General features: G+C 59.3%; 16 protein-coding genes. 1 reads left to right on the top strand and 15 read right to left on the bottom strand.

Annotation, left to right across the window (positions count from 1 at the left end):
• Window positions 1-5: 5 nt before the first annotated feature.
• Genes otnC through denD form a run of 3 tightly spaced genes read right to left on the bottom strand, consistent with a single transcriptional unit; the run spans window position 6 to window position 2,874 of the window.
• A complete protein-coding gene (gene otnC / locus V0R37_RS02335) occupies window positions 6-638 on the bottom strand; it encodes a 3-oxo-tetronate 4-phosphate decarboxylase (RefSeq protein WP_420372957.1) in 633 nt (210 codons plus the stop codon).
• Complete coding sequence (gene otnK / locus V0R37_RS02330) at window positions 635-1,903, bottom strand: 3-oxo-tetronate kinase (RefSeq protein WP_420372956.1); 1,269 nt, start codon at window positions 1,901-1,903, stop codon at window positions 635-637. The genes otnC and otnK overlap by 4 nt, the downstream gene beginning before the upstream one ends.
• Window positions 1,900-2,874, bottom strand: a complete 975-nt coding sequence (gene denD, locus V0R37_RS02325; RefSeq protein ID WP_420372955.1) for a D-erythronate dehydrogenase — start codon at window positions 2,872-2,874, stop codon at window positions 1,900-1,902. The genes otnK and denD overlap by 4 nt, the downstream gene beginning before the upstream one ends.
• A gap of 114 nt (window positions 2,875-2,988) precedes the next feature.
• On the opposite strand from denD, the gene V0R37_RS02320 reads away from it, so the two are divergent.
• Window positions 2,989-3,789 (top strand): FadR/GntR family transcriptional regulator, encoded by an 801-nt coding sequence (locus tag V0R37_RS02320; protein ID WP_420372954.1) that lies wholly within the window; start codon window positions 2,989-2,991, stop codon window positions 3,787-3,789.
• Window positions 3,790-3,816: 27 nt separating this feature from the next.
• Here the strand turns inward: V0R37_RS02320 and lnt are convergent, their stop codons facing one another.
• The 12 genes from lnt to V0R37_RS02260 all read right to left on the bottom strand — a co-directional run bounded on the left by lnt (window position 3,817) and on the right by V0R37_RS02260 (window position 17,299).
• Window positions 3,817-5,445: an apolipoprotein N-acyltransferase gene (gene lnt / locus V0R37_RS02315; protein WP_420372953.1), complete on the bottom strand. Its 1,629-nt coding sequence runs from the start codon at window positions 5,443-5,445 to the stop codon at window positions 3,817-3,819.
• Between the two features lie 6 nt (window positions 5,446-5,451).
• On the bottom strand, window positions 5,452-6,339 hold the full coding sequence (locus tag V0R37_RS02310; RefSeq protein ID WP_420372952.1) for a CorC family transporter: 888 nt from the start codon (window positions 6,337-6,339) through the stop codon (window positions 5,452-5,454).
• A gap of 63 nt (window positions 6,340-6,402) precedes the next feature.
• The gene (gene ybeY, locus V0R37_RS02305) at window positions 6,403-6,882 is read right to left on the bottom strand and encodes an rRNA maturation RNase YbeY (RefSeq protein ID WP_420372951.1); all 480 of its coding nucleotides are present in this window, start codon (window positions 6,880-6,882) and stop codon (window positions 6,403-6,405) included.
• Entirely contained in the window at window positions 6,872-7,888 is a 1,017-nt protein-coding gene (locus tag V0R37_RS02300) for a PhoH family protein (RefSeq protein WP_420372950.1), read from the bottom strand. Before V0R37_RS02300 ends, ybeY begins: the two co-directional genes overlap by 11 nt.
• The gene (miaB, locus tag V0R37_RS02295; protein WP_420372949.1) at window positions 7,885-9,474 is read right to left on the bottom strand and encodes a tRNA (N6-isopentenyl adenosine(37)-C2)-methylthiotransferase MiaB; all 1,590 of its coding nucleotides are present in this window, start codon (window positions 9,472-9,474) and stop codon (window positions 7,885-7,887) included. The genes V0R37_RS02300 and miaB overlap by 4 nt, the downstream gene beginning before the upstream one ends.
• A 110-nt stretch (window positions 9,475-9,584) precedes the next feature.
• Window positions 9,585-10,871, bottom strand: coding sequence for a TRAP transporter large permease (locus V0R37_RS02290; protein ID WP_420372948.1), 1,287 nt, complete (start codon window positions 10,869-10,871; stop codon window positions 9,585-9,587).
• A 10-nt stretch (window positions 10,872-10,881) separates the two neighbouring features.
• Window positions 10,882-11,364: a TRAP transporter small permease gene (locus V0R37_RS02285; protein ID WP_420372947.1), complete on the bottom strand. Its 483-nt coding sequence runs from the start codon at window positions 11,362-11,364 to the stop codon at window positions 10,882-10,884.
• Window positions 11,361-12,350 (bottom strand): TRAP transporter substrate-binding protein, encoded by a 990-nt coding sequence (locus tag V0R37_RS02280; RefSeq protein ID WP_420372946.1) that lies wholly within the window; start codon window positions 12,348-12,350, stop codon window positions 11,361-11,363. Before V0R37_RS02280 ends, V0R37_RS02285 begins: the two co-directional genes overlap by 4 nt.
• 51 nt (window positions 12,351-12,401) lie before the next feature.
• Entirely contained in the window at window positions 12,402-13,487 is a 1,086-nt protein-coding gene (locus V0R37_RS02275; RefSeq protein WP_420372945.1) for a glycerol dehydrogenase, read from the bottom strand.
• A 5-nt stretch (window positions 13,488-13,492) separates the two neighbouring features.
• Window positions 13,493-15,010, bottom strand: a complete 1,518-nt coding sequence (gene xylB / locus V0R37_RS02270) for a xylulokinase (RefSeq protein WP_420372944.1) — start codon at window positions 15,008-15,010, stop codon at window positions 13,493-13,495.
• A gap of 19 nt (window positions 15,011-15,029) precedes the next feature.
• A complete protein-coding gene (locus tag V0R37_RS02265) occupies window positions 15,030-15,797 on the bottom strand; it encodes an SDR family NAD(P)-dependent oxidoreductase (RefSeq protein WP_420372943.1) in 768 nt (255 codons plus the stop codon).
• 47 nt (window positions 15,798-15,844) lie between these two features.
• Complete coding sequence (locus V0R37_RS02260; RefSeq protein WP_420372942.1) at window positions 15,845-17,299, bottom strand: FAD-binding oxidoreductase; 1,455 nt, start codon at window positions 17,297-17,299, stop codon at window positions 15,845-15,847.
• Between the last annotated feature and the right edge of the window lie 9 nt (window positions 17,300-17,308).

The raw sequence follows: 17,308 nt of genomic DNA, 5'->3' as shown, positions 1-17,308 counted from the left end.
TTGCGCTACAGCTTGAATACGGTTTTCAATTCTTCGATTTGTTCCGGGGTCAGCACGCGCGGGTTATGGCCCTGAAGCAGCAGGAACAGCTTGGCGGTTTCTTCAAGCTCTTCCATGGCGTATACCGCCGATTCCAGGTTCGTGCCGGATACGACCGGCCCATGGTTGGCCAGCAGGACGGAGCTGTGCTTGGCGGCCAGCCCGCGTATGGCGTCGCCCAAATTGGGATCGCCGGGCCGATGGTAGGGAACCAGGGGAAGCTTGCCTATCTTCATGACGAAGTAGGGCGTCAGTGCGGGGATGCAATCGCACTGGTTCAAGCCCGACATGCAGGATACGGCGGCGGAATGCGTGGCATGAAGGTGAACGATGGCACCCGCGCCAGCGCGCTCTTCGTACATGGCCCGATGCAGGAACGCCTCTTTGGAAGGCGGCTTGCCGGATAGCAGTTGCCCGTTCCAGTCCAGCTTGGACAGGTGCGCGGGATCCAGCGCGCCCAGGGAGCTATTGGTGGGTGTAAGCAGCCAGCCGTCGTCGGTGCGCACGCTGATGTTGCCGCTGCTGCCGGCGGTCAGGCCGCGCTGGTGCAAAGAGGCTCCGAAACGGCAGATTTCCTCGCGTAGGCGGGATTCGCTCATGGCAGCAGGCTCCAGGCTTTGGTGAAGAAATCGGTGGCGCCGAAGTTGCCCGATTTCAAGGCAAGGGCGATGGGCGTGGCGCCCAGGCTGACCGTCCAGGGTACGCCGGGATCGATGGTGGGGCCGATACGCAGGCTGCGCACATCCAGCGCGGTGACGACCGCGCCCGAGGTTTCGCCGCCCGCCACGATCAGCTGGCGCACGCCTGCCTGGACCAGCCGCCGGGCGATTTCCGCCAGGGCTTCTTCCACCAGCGCGCCGGCGCGCTCCACGCCCAGCTTTTCCTGCGCCGCTTTGACACGGTCGGGCGAGGCGGTCGCATAGACGATGACCGGTCCTTGATTCAGCAGGGGCGTTGCCCAGGCCATGGCCTGGGACACCAGGTCTTCGTTGGCGGCCAGGCGCATGGGGTCGATGGCGTAAGCCGGCGTGCCGCGCGCGACGGCGTCGGCCAACTGCGCCTGGGTGGCCTGCGAACAGCTGCCGCAAACAATGGCTTGCAAGCCCTGGGTTTGGGGCAAGTCGCGCGCCGCATCCTGAACATCAAGAAGGCCTTGCGCGCGGAAGTTCTGCGGCAGGCCCAGCGCGATGCCCGAGCCGGCGGTGATCAGGGGCAGGTCCGCGCAAGCCGCGCCGATTTGCAGCAGGTCGTCATTGGAGATGGCATCGACGATGGCCATGCCCACGCCTTCGGCCTTCAGGCTTTCGATGCGCTCCTGGATGGCTTGCGTCCCGGCTGCTACAGTGCTGTGCTCGATCAGGCCGACCGTCTTGGCGGTCTGCCGCTGCAGAACCCGTTGCAGATTGGAATCGTGCATCGGCGTCAGCGGATGGTTCCGCATGCTGCTTTCGGCAAGCAGGGTGTCGCCCACGAACAGATGGCCTTTGAATATCGTGCGCTTGTTCTCCGGAAAGGCCGGACACGCAATCGTGAACGGCGTATCGAGCGCAGCCATCAGCGCTTCGGCGACGGGCCCTATATTGCCTTTGTCGGTCGAGTCGAAGGTGGAGCAGTATTTGAAGTAGGTCTGGCGGCAGCCCGCCGCGCGCAGCCATTGCAGTGCCGCCAGCGATTCCGCCACCGCCTGGTCGGCCGGTATGGTGCGCGACTTCAGGGCAATGACCACGGCATCGGTGCCCGGGGGCACCGGTTCCTTGAGTATGCCTATGGTCTGTACTGTGCGCATGCCGGCATGCACCAGCATGCTGGCCAAGTCGGTGGCCCCGGTGAAGTCGTCGGCGATGCAGCCCAGCAGTATGCTCATGGTGTTTTGTCGTCTTGCAAGTAGGCGCGGATGATGTCGCTGAAGTTGGTGTCGGAGGTGAAGCCCAGCGCCTTGGCGCGTGTGGCCTCGAAGTTGCCCGGCCACGAATTGACGATGCGTTTCACGGCTTCGTCCTCGCGCCAGATTATGCGCTGCGCCACTTCGCCGCCCGCCACGCTGGCCAGGGCGTCGGCCATTTCACGCACCGTTACGGACAAGCCGGGCAGGCTCAGGATGCGGCTGGCTTCGAAGCGCGCGGCGTCCAGCTCGTGCCCGTGTATCAGGTTGCGAATGGCCTGGCGCGGAGACATAAGCCACATGCGCGTATCCCCGCCCACCGGGCAAATGGCTTCCTGGCCGTTGAGCGGTTCGCGGATGATGCCGCTGGCAAAGCTCGAGGCCGCCTTGTTCGGGGCGCCGGGTCGTACGGAAATGGTTGGCATGCGCAGAATGCGGCCGTCGATGAAACCCTTGCGGCTGAAGTCGTTGACTAGGAGCTCGCCCATGGCTTTTTGCGCGCCATACGAACTTTGCGGCACGGGGCTCATGCTGTCGGGCACGGTTTCGGGCAGCGCTCCGCCAAAAACAGCCACCGAGCTTGTAAAGACGATGCGCGGCCGGGTGCCCAATGCTCTGGCGCGTTCCAGGATTTGTCGCGTCGCGTCGAAGTTGATTTTCATGCCCAGGTCGAAGTCGACTTCGGCATGGCCGCTGACGATGGCAGCCAAGTGGAAGACACTGTGGGTGTCGGGCGTGATGGCTGCCGCAATGATGGCCGGGTCGGAAATGTCGCCCACCAGCACTTCGATTCGAGGATCCGAAAAACCGGTCGGCGCAGCGATGTCCACCATGGTTATGCGCGATATTTTTTCTGGCTGGCCGCTGCGTCCGGTGAGCGAGCCGGCGGCTAATAATTGTTTGGCCAGCTTGCTTCCCAGGAAGCCGGCGGCGCCTGTAATGGCGATATGCATATTATGGGCTCGCTAAATGTTGTCATACAAATTGCTTATCAGTTTATGGATTAATCTGTATCATGTCAACACAATGAACGACCGCAATCACACTGATAAAACACGGGTGCTTTCATGGATGGCTTGACGGAATCCGGCAAAAAATCGACAAAAAAAGATGGCACCCTGGCCGACCAGGTTACCCAGGTGTTGATGCGGGAAATCAAGGACAACACCTTTCCGGTTCACGCCCGCCTGCCTTCCGAAATCGATATGGCCCAGCGTTTCGGCGTAAGCCGTACCGTTATCCGGGAAGCAATTTCCCGACTGAAATCGGAAGGCCTGGTTGGCACTCGGCAAGGCAGCGGGACCCGGGTGCTCGAACCCAGTGTCGCGACGCCGTTCAGGTTGAACATCGATCTTCACGATTCCCTGAAGGCGGTATTGCGCGTCATTGAGCTGCGCCGGGGGATTGAGGGCGAGATGGCAGCCCTGGCCGCCGAACGATGCAACGACACTCAGCGTGCGCGCATCCGGAAAGCCTTCAACAATATCAAGAAGGCCGAACGCGCGGGCCGGGACGGCGTCGACGAGGATGTCGCATTTCATACCGCCATTTCGCAGGCCAGCGGCAATCCTCTGTTTGCCTCGCTGCTTTCTTTTCTTAGCCAGTATGTGCGCAGCGCGATCCACGTCACCCGGAATAACGAAGCGCGCCGGGACGACTTCAGCCGGCAGGTGCATGCCGAACATGCCGCGATCATGGACGCCATTTCACGAGGGGATCCCGAAGCGGCGCGCGCTGCGGCTCTTAGCCACATCGAACACGCGGCGCTACGCCTTCAGTCGGCCGACGAGGCCTTCTGGACCGCCGATGTCACCAGGGTGGCGCGCAGCCTGTCGATCAGCCACGATCTGGACGACGAACGGCGATAAGGGGAGGCAAGGCGCCGCCCCGGCTGTTTAGGCCGCGGGGGACGGGCGCCTTCCCAGACTCCATCCCAGCAGCAAGAGCAGTACCGACCATGCCAGCACGGGGATGTTGCCCCAGCGTACATAAGGGGTCAGGCCCTGCATGCCTTGGATCTCCACGTCCAGGACGCCCTTGCTCATCGGCTCCAGGGCGGCGCGCACGGCGCCATTGGGATCGATGGCCGCGGTCATGCCGGTGTTGGTGGCGCGTATCATGGGCCGTGCCGTTTCCAGCGCCCGCATGCGCGAAATCTGAAGATGCTGGCGCAAGGCCCATGAGTCGCCGAACCAGCCCAGATTGCTGATATTGACCAGTACGCTGGCGCCAGGCCCATGGGCCTGGCTGTGGCGCACGGACTGAATGATTTCCTCGCCGAATACGTCCTCATAGCAGATGTCGGGCGCCAGAACCTGATCGCCTATTCGGAACAGATCTTGACGCGGCGCACCGCGATTGAAGTCGCCCAGGGGAATGCGCATCGCATCCACGAACCAGCGGAAGCCGGGAGGCACGAATTCGCCGAAGGGAACCAGATGGTGCTTGTCGTAGCGCATGCCGGGCTGTCCGGCCCTCAGGGCGGCAAGCGGCGTTGCCGCGTCGAAGGCGATGGCGCTGTTGGTATAGCGATCGTTGCCGTTCATGCGGTCATGCAGCGGAATTCCCATAAGGATGCGGGCATTGCGCGCCTGGGCGATATCCAGCCACTGCTGCCATATCTGCGGCGCGATGGCATCCTGGAACATCGGCATGACGGTCTCGGGCAGGATGATCAAGTCCGGGGAGCTGTCCGCCTCTTTGGGCGGCAGCGCGGCCAATTGCATGTAGGCGGCGACGCCGCGCTGAATGAGCTGCGGGTCGAACTTTTCCGACTGCGGGATATTGCCCTGCACCAGGCGCACGATCATCGGCGTCCCCTGGGGCTGCGACCAGGCAATGTGACCCAGCGCGATCCCGATCAGGCCGCTGACTATGGCCAGGCCTACGCCCACCGCCGCCTTGGCGTCGTTCTCGGTATCCTTGGCGCAAGCCAGAAGGGCGATGGCGCCGGAGGCGAAAGCGGCCAGCCAGGCCAATCCGTAGACCCCCAGCAAGGGCGCCCAATTGGCCAGCACGCCTTCCACATGGGCATAGCCGATGTTAAGCCAGGGGAAGCCGGTAAAGAGCGTGCCGCGCATCCATTCGGACAGCGTCCAGCACGATGCCCAGATGGCGGCGCTTAGCAGCTGCCAGCGGTAATTCGAGAAATTGCGCAAGTGGCCGGCCGCCAGCCAGCGTGTCAGCGCGGCCGCCAGGGTGGTGAACAGCGCAAGGCCCGCCGCCAGCAGCAGCACCGCGGCGCCGGCCAGCGGCGCGGCCATGCCGCCGTAGTCGTGCATGCTGATATACAGCCAGTAAAGACCTAGCGCGAAATTGCATGCGCCGAACAGGAAGCCGCCCAGCGCGGCCTGGCGGACCGTGCCGGTGCGGAAAACATAATAGGCCAGCGCCGCCAGGCTGAAAAGCTGCACGAAAGGCAGTATCCAGTGGGGCAGGGGGCCGGGGGCGAAGGACAGGGCATGGACCGCGCCCAGCAGCGCCAGGGCGCCATGCCAGGGTGTGTAGCGGTTTGAATGGCTCAAGGACGCTTACTCGTTGGTGCCGGCGGGTGCCAGCGGATCGGCGCTGTCGTGCTGTATGTGCAGCCACAAGGCGCGTTTGGCGTCGGCTCCCACGACCGTGATGTTCAGGCCTTGGTGGCTGATGCTGTCGCCCCGGCGGGGGATGCGGCCTAATTCCGCCGCCAGCCAGCCGCCCAGCGTATCGTAGTCGTCATGCGGCAAATCGGTGTTGAAGCTGCGATTGAAAATGTCGATTTCAGTGATGCCCATTGCCCGCCAGCTATTGGTGCCGGTCTGGAAAATGGTCTTCTCGGCGTCCTCGTCGTATTCGTCCTCGATGTCGCCGACGATTTGCTCAAGCACGTCCTCCATGGACACCAGGCCCGAAATGCCGCCATGCTCGTCGACCACGATGGCCAGGTGATTGCGGCTGCTGCGAAAATCGTGCAGCAGCACATTCAGTCGCTTGGTCTCGGGGATGAATACGGCGGGGCGCACCAGCGGCCGCAGGTCGATGGCGGGATTGGTGATGGAAAGCAATAGATCCTTGGCCAGCAGGATGCCCACGATATTGTCCCGGTCGTCTTCATAGACGGGAAACCGCGAGTGGCCGGTCTCGATGATCTCGGGCAGGACTTCCGCCAACGGCTTGCTGATGTCCAGCATATCCATTTTGGAGCGCGGCACCATGATGTCGGCCACGGTCTGGTTGGCGACCTCGAGGGCGCCGGATATCATCGCATAGGACTCGCCGTCGAGCACCTGCCGGTCGTGGGCGGCTTCAAGCACGGCCTTGATGTCTTCGCGATCTTCGGGCTCCGATGGCCGCATGAATGCGGTGAGCCGTTCAAACAGGGATTTCGATGCGTTTTTTGCCGGGCGGGGCTCGGCGTCTGATGAGCTAGGTTCTGACATTGTCCAAGGGACTTAATACAGGAGGGTTTAGCATAACCGAAATACCCGTCGCGGTGCGCGCACTCAGGCCTGATAGGGGTCGGCAATGCCCATTTTGCCCAGTATCCGGACTTCCAGCGCTTCCATGGCCCGCGCTTCATCGGTTTCGATATGATCGTAGCCCAGCGCATGCAGCACGCCATGGACCGTCAGATGCGCGGCATGATCCAGCACCGGCTTGCCCTGGTCGGCCGCTTCGCGGTGCAGCACGGGCACGCACAGCACCACGTCTCCGCTGGCCGTGCCGTCGGGATCGACGCCGTACTCGAACGTAAGCACATTGGTCGCGTAATCCTTGCTCCGAAACTCGCGGTTCAGGCGCCGGCCTTCGTCGGCATCGACCAGGCGCAGGGTCAGGGCGACGGTGCGCAAGGCGTTTGCGCCCGGCCCCTCGGCCCGCGCCATGCCTTGCACCGCCTGCAGCACCCATCGGCGCAGGCGCCAGCGCGGCAATTCGGGGGCGGGCGTTGCGTACTGGACGGTCAGGGACAGATCAGGAGACATGGTCGCCCGCCTTTTCGTAGGCATCCACAATACGCGCCACCAGCGGATGGCGCACCACGTCGCGGCTGGTGAATCGTGTCGTGGCTATGCCCTGCACCGATTCCAGGATGTCGACCGCATGCACCAGCCCGCTGGCCTGGCCGCGCGGCAGGTCCACCTGCGAAGGGTCGCCGTTGATCACCGCCTTGCTGCCGAAACCGATACGGGTCAGGAACATCTTCATCTGCTCCGGCGTCGTGTTCTGGGCTTCATCCAGGATGACGAAGGCATGATTCAGCGTGCGTCCGCGCATATAGGCCAGCGGCGCGATCTCTATGGTCTGCTTTTCGAACAGGCGCTGGACGCGCTCGATGCCCATCAAATCGTAAAGCGCATCGTAGAGCGGACGCAGGTAAGGGTCGACCTTCTGCACCAGATCGCCCGGCAGAAAGCCCAGCCGCTCGCCCGCTTCCACGGCCGGCCGGGTAAGCACCAGCCGTTGAACAGTTTCGCGTTCCAGCGCGTCGATGGCGCAAGCCACCGCCAGCCAGGTCTTGCCGGTGCCCGCCGGACCGATGCCGAAAGTAATGTCGTGCCGAAGAATATGATTCAGATACTCGCGCTGGCGAGGTGTGCGGGGGCGTAAATCGGATTTGCGCGTGCGCAGGTTCAGGCTCTGGTCATCGACCGGCGGGATCTCGGGCAGGACGGCCGGCTCGGCGGCGGGCTCTTGCGGCGCCTGCGATTGCCCGGCGCCCAGCTCGACCATGCCCAGTTGTATATCGTCGATCGACAAGGCCTTGTGCACGGCGCGCCGGTGAAACAGCTGGAGCGCCTTGGCGGCCGCCTTCGCCTGTTCGCCTGTGATCGATACCTGGTCGCCGCGCCGGCTAAGGCTGACATTCCAGCCATCGGCGATCTGGCGCAGGTTCTCGTCCAACGGTCCGCACAGGTTCGCCAAGTGCGTGTTGTCGCCGTCCAGCTTGACGGTGACGGGGCCTTTTTTGCCCTGGGCGCTACGCGTCATGCAGGCTCCGTACAGGAGGGCTCGCTGATCACGATTTCGCCCTTGAGGGAATTGGTCATGGTGTGCGTAATGCGTACATCGACCATCTGGCCGATAAGACGCGGCTGCCCCACGAAATTGACGATGCGATTGTTCTCGGTGCGGCCGGAAAGCTCGTTGGGGTCGCGCCGCGACGGCTTTTCCACAAGAATGCGCTGGACGCTGCCCACCATGGACTGGCTGATGGCCGTCGCCTGCTCATTGATCAGCGCCTGCAATCGGTGCAGGCGTTCCAGCTTCACTTCCTTGGGCGTATCGTCTTCCAGGTCGGCGGCAGGCGTGCCCGGCCGGCGCGAGTATATAAAGGAGAACGATTGATCGAATCCAACATGACGGATCAGGTCCATGGTTTTTTCGAATTCCGCCTCGGTCTCGCCCGGGAAGCCCACAATGAAGTCGGACGACAGGGTCAGCCCGGGACGCGCCGCGCGCAGGCGGCGGACGATGGATTTGAATTCCAGGGTGGTGTAGCCGCGCTTCATGGCCGCCAGGATGGTGTCGCTGCCCGCTTGCACGGGCAAGTGCAGGAAAGGCACCAGCTTGGGCAGGGAGCCGTGGGCGTCGATCAGGCGCGAGGTCATTTCTTTGGGATGCGAGGTGGTATAGCGTATGCGCTCGATGCCCGGAACGTCGTGCACGTATTCCAGCAGCATGGCGAAGTCGGCGATTTCCGCACTGTCACCCATGGGGCCGCGATAGGCGTTGACGTTCTGGCCCAGCAGGGTGACTTCCTTGACGCCCTGGTCGGCCAAATCGGCGATTTCCATCAGGACATCGTCGAAAGGGCGCGATACTTCGGCGCCGCGCGTGTAGGGCACGACACAGAAACTGCAATATTTGCTGCAGCCTTCCATGATGGAGACGAAAGCGGTGGGGCCGTCGACCCGCGCCGGCGGCATGGCGTCGAATTTTTCGATTTCGGGAAAGCTGATGTCGACCTGCGAGCGGCCCGACTGGCGGCGCTTGGCAATAAGCTGCGGCAGGCGGTGCAGGGTTTGCGGCCCGAACACGACGTCCACGTACGAGGCGCGCTTGATGATGGCTTCGCCTTCCTGGCTGGCCACGCAGCCGCCCACGCCGATGATAAGGTCGGGATTGCTTTGCTTCAGGTGCTGTACCCGGCCCAGGTCCGAAAACACTTTTTCCTGCGCTTTTTCGCGCACGGAACAGGTGTTGAACAGGATGATGTCGGCTTCGTCCGGGTTCTGGGTGATCTCGACGCCCTGGTCCTCGCGCAATACGTCAGCCATCTTGTCGGAGTCGTATTCGTTCATCTGGCAGCCGAAGGTGCGGATGAAGAGCTTGCGGGTTTTGGCGGCGGTCGGAGTTTTGGATGCCTGGGCCTGCCCGGATGGGGTCGGCTCTTCGGGAAGCAAGAGTGCTGTCCGTGCTTCGGGTTCTTCCGGGATCAGCAGCGTGCTGGGCCTGGCGACCTGGGCAGATGGCAGTCCTGATGCTTCGGGTTCCTGGGGCAGCAGAAAGGTCTGGGAATTTGCAGGCGTCGCCGCAGGGGCGGAGCTGGTCCGCTTGATGATGGTTTCTTGCATGATGGTCGCCGTAACGGGTGTATATCCCGGGGGCTGAAATGTAAAGGGCTTATTGTACCGTTAAGTTTGTTTTATATCGGTTTTTGGCCTTCCCACATTCTCTTGGTCCATCAACCCAGCATCATATGGGGCAGGAAGGTAATCAATGAGGGGAAGGCAATAGCCAAGAGGACCACAAAAAGATAGACGCCGATAAATATCCCCATATAGCCGATACAGCGCCCCGGGGTGACTCCGGCCAAGCCGCAGGTGATGTTCAATAATATTCCGACCGGTGGCGTGGCACCCCCAATTTGCATCAAAATTGCCAGGATCACGCCAAAAAATATTGGATCGAAGCCGTAGCCTACGGCAAGGGTATGCAGCAAGGGACCGAAGATCGTCGCAATGGCCAATACCTCCATCACGGTTCCCAGCACCAATACAAAGGCCACGACAATAGCCAGATACGTATAGGGATTGGCGGTAAATGACTTGATCCACCCGCCAAGTATCTCCGGAACATTTTGCCAGGCCATCAGCCATCCGAATATGGCTGCAAAAGCAATAATGGCCATTACCATCACGGTAACGCCAGCGGACGAAATAATGATTGTGGGCAAGTCGCGGATCTTGAACCCACGGTAATAAAAGCGGCCGATTAAAAATGCATAAACTACGGCAATCGAACCCGCTTCCGTCGCGGTAAAGATGCCCCCCGCAATACCACCGATAATAATCAGCGGCATGGCCAAAGCCGGCAGTGCCTGTATTGTTGCCAACTTGATGGCGGCACGGCCTGCAAATCGCTCGCGTACGATCCCAGGCTGGCGCTTCGGCGAGGTCAATATATGGACGGCAATCATTAACGCTAAAGCGATCAGATAGCCCGGAACAACTGCACCTAGAAACAATGCGCCTATTGAGACATTGACGATGGACCCATACAGAATCAATAAAATACTGGGCGGCACGATGGGAGCGAGGCATCCGGCGCTGGCCTGAAGCGAAGCAACAAAAGTGGGCTTATAGCCTTTATCGACCATTGCCGGCACGAGAACAGAACCAATTGCGGTAGTGTCGGCTACGGCAGAACCCGAAACATTGGCGAAGATCAGGCTGGAAAGCACACCTGTTTGTCCCAATCCGCCCCGCAAATGTCCAATCAAAGCTTGGGCGAACGCGATCAGGCGTTTGGTCAAGCCGCCATGGTTCATCAGCTCGCCTGCCAGTACAAACAGTGGGATGGCCAAGAGCGAGAAACTATCCGCCGCATTGGCGGCGCGTTGCGCGAAGATCAGAATCGGCACGTCGCTGACCAGCACCATGGCAAGCACTGAAAGGCCGATTGAAAATGCAATTGGAACGCCGATCGTCAAAAAAAAGAAAAGCAACAACAGCATGAGGGCTGCTTCCATTTTTATCCCCTCAGATTTGATCTTGGCCGGATAGCCTGCGCTTGATGCGCGATATGTACTCTATGAGCATGAGGGCGGCACCGATTGGCACAGCTGCATATACCCAGGACTTTGATATGCCGAGGCCGGGTGTGATTTGGCTGCGGGCCATCTCTACCAGCAGCACGCCGCCATACAGCAAGACGCCAAACAACAGCATCCCGAGCAAATCAATCAGATTCAGCATCCAGATGCGGAGCTTTCCCTGATAACGGCTCAAGAGCAGCTCTACACAAACGTGCTGGCCGCGCACCAGCGAGCTGACCATGCCGATATAGACCAGCCAGACCAGCCCGTAGCGCGCAATTTCATCAGCCCACGGAAGCGAGTACTCGAAGATATAACGGCTGACTACCCCCAGGAAGGTAGTCAGCACAATCGCCACAAAACAAACAATGACGATCACCTCGCTGATCAGCGGATGCAGGCGCTTACGCATCTTGGAGCCGGTCATTTATTAAGTTCTTTACGAACTTTGACTACATAGTCATAAATGCCACGTTCCTTGGCATATTCATCCACCATCGGGGCAAAGAGCGCATTGAGCTCCTTTTGATCCAGCTCGACAACCTTGACGCGATGTTTTTCCTCAAGAATCTTCCGGGCGGCAAGCTCCGCGTCCAGGCCGGTCATGGGCCGGAACCAGATGCCGGCTTCACGGGCCGCGTCTTTGAAGATCTGGCGATCTTTCTCAGGCAGTTTCTGGAAGAACTTCTCGCTTATTTCCCAGACCGCGGATTGGTACATATGACGGGTAACCACGGCCCTGTTTTCCACTTCATAAAACTTCATGGCCAGCATGCCGGGATCTTCTTGTTCATGGCCGTCAACCACACCGGTTTGCACCGCGGTATAGATCTCGTTGAAGCCCATGGGTGCCGCATTGAAACCCATGGTGGTCAGCACCTTGAGATACAAGGGGGAATTAGGTGAGCGCAACTTGATTCCCTTGAGATCCGCAACGGTTTTGACATCTTTGTTTTTCAGGAAGACGTTGCGGTGAGCTTGGTCGACAAACCAGAGAATACGCACTCCGGTGCTGTCCAGAACTTTCTGCGCCAGGTCTTCTCCGATAGGCCCATTCATGACTTTGTGCACTTCATCAAAGTTGGATAGAAGCCCGGGGAGCCCGATAATCTCTGTCTCTTTGACATAGTTGGGCAGAATGGCGGAATAGCCGAACATCATTTCCAGCATGCCGGCCTGCATCTGTTCGAACATTTCAGATTCGCTGCCCAAGGTGCTGTTGTAATACACCTTGAAGTTGTAGGCATTATTGGTCTTTGCGCGAACGATCTCCTCAAATTTCTTGATATAGGGATTCATATAGAACTCGGCGGACTGGATGCTGCCAACCCGGACCGTCGTTTCCGCATGCAGTGCAGGCGCAGCAAAAGAAAAAGCAAGTGCAGTCGCACAAATGGTGAGTAGTTTTTTCATGGTTTGTCTCCTTTGGTTATTATCGTCACGAATTTGGCCCGTCGGCGGCGTTTAAGAGTTTGATTGATGAACTTCAAGAATTGCTGCTGCCAAGCGGTCCTGGTTCAGCGGAAACGTGAACGCCTTAATATAAGGAGCGCGTTCCCACGTGATTTTGGCGATTAATTGAGCAGCCGGGACAGGATCACCGTGTAAACCCAGTTCTGCCAAGGTTCTGGGCAAGCCCATGCGGCCATAGAACGACAGCAGATCTTCCATAAAAGATGAAGGCCTGCCTTCAAGCAAGAGTTGTACAAGCAAACCGAATGCGACTTGTTCGCCATGTAATGCGGATGCCAGCTCAGGGATGGCAGATAAGCCACGTGTCAAAGAGTGGGCAATGGATAAGCCTGCATTTTCAAATGCCAAGCCGGACAGCAAGATGGTCGCTTCGACCGTACGTTCAAAATCATCATTGACTTGCCTGCTTCTGACGGCATCCAGGGCGCCTTCGGCGTGCTCTCGTACAGTGTCATAGCAAAGTCCGGAAATGGCTTGCGCCAATAGCGTTGCCTGCGCATCGTAAAAGTTGTTTCTGCCGCTTCCTATGCACTGGGCTGCTTCAAACTTCTTGGATAGTGCATCGCCGACACCAGAAATGAAAAAGCGCTCGGGGGCCTTGACCAGAACCTCTGTGTCCACGAGAACCAAGTCCGGATTGGTTGGCATACGCAGCACTTCGTCCACGGCATGTTCTGGCGTATACAGCACGACCAGGCGGCTGGTGGGCGAATCATTGGAAGCAATGGTGGGGACGATAAATATCGGCTGCTTGCACTGGATGCGCACCCCTTTTGCCGTGTCTATTGTTTTTCCGCCTCCGACACCCACAATCAGGTCGGCTTTGGCCTCGGCAGCCACCGCTGACAGCCGTGCGACTTCCGATCGGGTACATTCGCCCGAGAAAACCGCATAAACAGCTTGATCGGCCAAGTGTCCCAAGCCGTGCATGACTTGGGGCAGCAATATGTCTTTAATAGCCTCATCGATAATAATCAGCGGCCGCCGAACTTCCAGAGTGGAGGCAAATTCACCTAGCTGGGTTATTGCTCCCCGGCCCTGGACATATCGGTACGGTGCGCCGAAAGCTCTTAACATGGTAATCATTCCCTGTTGATGGCAGATAAACGGTGATTAATGTCAAAGAGGGCCTTGGCCGCATCCCGGTAAATCGCATGCAGCTCTTGGTAATGCTGGTGTTGATGGCCGTCTGGTTCGTGGCGCGCCACGGTGGACACGGTTTGCTCGGCGGCCGTAGGCAGGTCGGGGAACGCCCCTATACCTACTGCGGCGACCAGAGCGGCACCGAATGATGCATCGGTAATGCGCGGCATGATAATTGTGATGCCGAGCACATCAGCCACAATCTGACGCCAGACGGCACTACGGGAACCGCCCCCAATAATTCGCGCCTCCGTCATGCTCTTGCCCTGTTCTTCCAGTGCCAGAAGCACGTCATACAATGAAAAAGCAACGCCTTCGTAAAGGGCTCGTACGAAATGCCGGCGTTCATGAGCAAATGTGATGCCGAGGAAATCTCCGCGTAACAAGGGATCCCAGTAAGGGGTACGTTCACCTTGCAGATAAGGGTGGAACAATAAGCCATTAGCCCCGGGAAGTACGCTGCTTGCTTCCTTGTCCATGGAAGCAAATGCTTGCGCCCCTGTCATTCCACTTTCTGCAAAAAATGTATCGCGCAGCCAGCGATGCGCTGAAGCGCACGAATTGGTGGCGCCTATCAGGTACCAGTAATCCGGTACGCAAAACGGATAATTAATAACAGATGTGCTAAGCCCGGGCTCGGAACTGACCATGGTAATCGTAGCTGCCGTTGCCAGCTTTACCGCGCCTGTGCCGAGAGCGACCGCGCCCGCTCCGTACGTTTCCAGCGAGGTGTCGGAACTGCCGCAGACGACCGGGGTTCCGGCCGCAAGTCCGCTTTCTTCCGCCGCCGCAGCTGTAACCTCTCCAACGACATCCGTAACAGCGACAATAGGCGGCAAAATCGATCTATCAAGACCTATCATTTCGCAGAGGCGTTCGGACCAGTCCCCACGGCCCGGGTCATACAGCATCGTGCCGGACGCCTCGGTGTGATCCGTCTCCCATGTTCCCGTCAATTGGGCACGCAGCCAATCCTTGGCTATGTATAAGCGTTTGGTTCTGGCGATCGATTCGGGCTCATGGCGCGCCAGCCAGAGCAGTTGCGGTTGTGTCCATGTGGGAGCAGGCGAATTGCGGGCAATTTCGAATATCTCCGAGCCATGTTTATCTTTTAGTTCGGCCGCTTCGACACGACTGCGCGTATCGCTCCACAAGATGGCCGGGCGCACGACGTGTCCGTACGCATCCACGAGAACAGGCGTATGCGCCCCTGCGCTCAGAGATATCGACTTGACCTGGTTGGGGCGTATGGCTGCTTGTGCCAGTGCCTGTTTCGCCGTCAGGCACAAGGCCCGCCACCAGTCTTGTGGGTCTTGTTCGCTCCAGCCCGAATGTGGGCTACGGGTCAGCAAATCCTCGCTGGCCGATCCTACGACGGTTCCGGCCAGATCGATGATCATCGTTGTGAGGCTGCCAGCACCAATATCGATGCCGATGAAATATTGTTGATTCATCATTACTCGGTTCGATTCAAAATTATCCCCAGTAGAAATCCCGGCGTCCGCCGTCCATGCAGATCAGCTCACCATTAATAAAGCCAGCTTGATTTGAGGAAAGGAACGTGACCAGCGCAGCAACCTCTTCAGGCTGACACAGTCGTCCAATGGGATTTTGCTTTTGTAACCGATCCATCATGTCAGGCGAGAATTGCGAAATGAGTTCAGTCGCCACATAGCCCGGCGCGATAGCATTGACCGTCAGGCCGAACCTTCCCACTTCCTTGGCCATGGTCTGCGTTAGCCCTACGATACCTGCCTTGGCCGTCGAGTAGTGGGCAACGCCCGGGCGACCGCCTCCGGTGAAATTCATCGATGAGGTATTGATGATCCGCCCATATCCATTCTGGCGCATGGGATCGACTGCGGCGCGTGACCACAAAAAGGTACTGTCCAGATGGACATGCAGCATTCTTTGCCAGTCATCCAGAGACATTTCTTCAACCTGAGCCGCGGGCTTGACCCCTATGCCCGCGTTGTTCACCAGAATGTCCAGGCGCCCGAGTTTGTCCAAGGCGAGTGCCACTGTCTTGCCAACCACCTCTGGATCAGTTGCATCACCCGCCAGGAATCTCGCGTCGATGCCCGCTGCCGAAAGAACTTCGACAGCATGTGTCGCGGCATCAATGTCACGGTCATTCAGTACAACTGAAACACCCTCCATGCCGAGTGCGCGCGCATGCGCCAAGCCAATTCCCCGAGCTCCGCCCGTGATGATTGCAACACGTCCCGCCAGCCCTAGATCCATTACTCCGCTCCGCAATATTCATTTCGGATTTTGGAAGACAAAATACATTAAATCGGTACCTTGCGACTTAAGCCCAGTTTTCCAGGGCATAGGATGCCTTGCGGATCGAGCCCGGATTTCACGCCCTGCAACAAGCTCATGCCGCCCGCGCCGAATTGCGCCGCCATATGCGGCGCCAAACGCATGCCTACGCCATGGTGGTCGTTGATGACGCCGCCCGCAGCCAGCGTTGCGCGCACTGCCGCCGCGACAATTTGATCGTGCAGGGCGACGGCTTCATCCAGGTTTTCCGGCCCATGGGGAACAATGACTCTGGAATAAATCATCGCCCCCCATTCAAACCAGTGTGAAAGATGCGTTTTAACCGTCAGGCCCCATTTGGGATCGATCGATTCAGCAATGGCTTGGGTAACGCCATGGTAAAGCCCCTCGATGGAGCGAAAGTCGGATACGGCGTCCATCGTCATCCAGATTTGAGGCAATTGCGGAGTATGGGGCGGGCGCGACATGTCATAGCGATTTTCCCACCACAATGTGCCCACTTGGCCGTCCAGTATCTGTCCGCCATGAGCCTTGCAGATCTGCTCGCAGGTACGGCTCTCAAGATCGACAAGCGTCTCGTGCTGACCCTCGACCATTAGCACCATGGTCTCGCCGTTAAAGCTGGATCCAACTATTTTGGCAAGACTAAGGGCTGTGGATTTGGCATCGTACAGACGGATCACGGCGGGACGTAGTCCCGTAGTCATAATCTCGTGCCCGGCAGCAATTCCGGCAGCCAGCGAGGGGAACTGAATGGCGCTGAAACGCCGGGCCTTAGGCTGTCGCTGCAGCTTCACCCGGGCTGCGGTGACGATCCCCAGGACCCCTTCGCTTCCCACGAATAACTGGCTAAGTTCCGGTCCCGCTCCGTGGCGAGGGACTGCCGGCAGATGCGCGACCTGACCATCGGGCAGTACCACTTCAAGGGACAGTACGTGATCTTGGATATTGCCGTAGCGGGTAGACAGCACGCCGGAGCCGCGCGCCGCGATAGCGCCGCCGATTGAGGCCCATTCCGCGGACGCTGGATCATGCGTGAATGTCAAGCCGCGTTTGCTTAGCTCGGCATCGAACGCCATGATGTTCATGCCGCACTCAACAGTGCAGGTCAGTGAGGACTCGTCGATCTCGCGGACGCGATTCAGGCTCGTAAGGTCCAACAGCAGTCCACCCAGGTTTGCGTTGGCAGCACCCTGCACGCCAGACCCTCCGCCCAGGGGCGTTACAGGCAAGTTGGTGCGCGATGCCAGGCGCATGATGTCCGACACTTGCTCCACCGTTTCGGGTGCGGCAGCCAGTTCGGGTTGATTGAGGGGGCGGCCGTAGTGCGCATGCACAATCGTGAGCCAGCTTTTATCGCCAGGGTAGCGTTGCCGGGCCTCTTGGCCGCTCCAAACCCGACCCGCGCCCACGATCCGAGCGAGCTCCGAAGCGATGGAGGCGAGAGTCGCCCCAGACATTGTCTGACT

It is taken from the genome of Pollutimonas rozaliensis (assembly GCF_048751585.1).
In the GTDB taxonomy this organism is placed as follows: domain Bacteria; phylum Pseudomonadota; class Gammaproteobacteria; order Burkholderiales; family Burkholderiaceae_B.
Note: the sequence above shows the minus strand (reverse complement) of the source record. Positions and strands in the feature narration are given on the sequence as shown.

What these genes read in the sequence shown, in the direction of transcription:
- V0R37_RS02290 (WP_420372948.1), bottom strand. Translation starts at nt 10,871, where the DNA reads ATGGAAGCAGCCCTCATGCTGTTGTTGCTTTTCTTTTTTTTGACGATC.
- ybeY (WP_420372951.1), bottom strand. Translation starts at nt 6,882, where the DNA reads ATGTCTCCTGATCTGTCCCTGACCGTCCAGTACGCAACGCCCGCCCCC.
- V0R37_RS02310 (WP_420372952.1), bottom strand. Translation starts at nt 6,339, where the DNA reads ATGTCAGAACCTAGCTCATCAGACGCCGAGCCCCGCCCGGCAAAAAAC.
- miaB (WP_420372949.1), bottom strand. Translation starts at nt 9,474, where the DNA reads ATGCAAGAAACCATCATCAAGCGGACCAGCTCCGCCCCTGCGGCGACG.
- V0R37_RS02320 (WP_420372954.1), top strand. Translation starts at nt 2,989, where the DNA reads ATGGATGGCTTGACGGAATCCGGCAAAAAATCGACAAAAAAAGATGGC.
- V0R37_RS02280 (WP_420372946.1), bottom strand. Translation starts at nt 12,350, where the DNA reads ATGAAAAAACTACTCACCATTTGTGCGACTGCACTTGCTTTTTCTTTT.
- denD (WP_420372955.1), bottom strand. Translation starts at nt 2,874, where the DNA reads ATGCATATCGCCATTACAGGCGCCGCCGGCTTCCTGGGAAGCAAGCTG.
- V0R37_RS02275 (WP_420372945.1), bottom strand. Translation starts at nt 13,487, where the DNA reads ATGTTAAGAGCTTTCGGCGCACCGTACCGATATGTCCAGGGCCGGGGA.
- otnK (WP_420372956.1), bottom strand. Translation starts at nt 1,903, where the DNA reads ATGAGCATACTGCTGGGCTGCATCGCCGACGACTTCACCGGGGCCACC.
- V0R37_RS02285 (WP_420372947.1), bottom strand. Translation starts at nt 11,364, where the DNA reads ATGACCGGCTCCAAGATGCGTAAGCGCCTGCATCCGCTGATCAGCGAG.
- V0R37_RS02300 (WP_420372950.1), bottom strand. Translation starts at nt 7,888, where the DNA reads ATGACGCGTAGCGCCCAGGGCAAAAAAGGCCCCGTCACCGTCAAGCTG.
- xylB (WP_420372944.1), bottom strand. Translation starts at nt 15,010, where the DNA reads ATGATGAATCAACAATATTTCATCGGCATCGATATTGGTGCTGGCAGC.
- V0R37_RS02260 (WP_420372942.1), bottom strand. Translation starts at nt 17,299, where the DNA reads ATGTCTGGGGCGACTCTCGCCTCCATCGCTTCGGAGCTCGCTCGGATC.
- V0R37_RS02265 (WP_420372943.1), bottom strand. Translation starts at nt 15,797, where the DNA reads ATGGATCTAGGGCTGGCGGGACGTGTTGCAATCATCACGGGCGGAGCT.
- otnC (WP_420372957.1), bottom strand. Translation starts at nt 638, where the DNA reads ATGAGCGAATCCCGCCTACGCGAGGAAATCTGCCGTTTCGGAGCCTCT.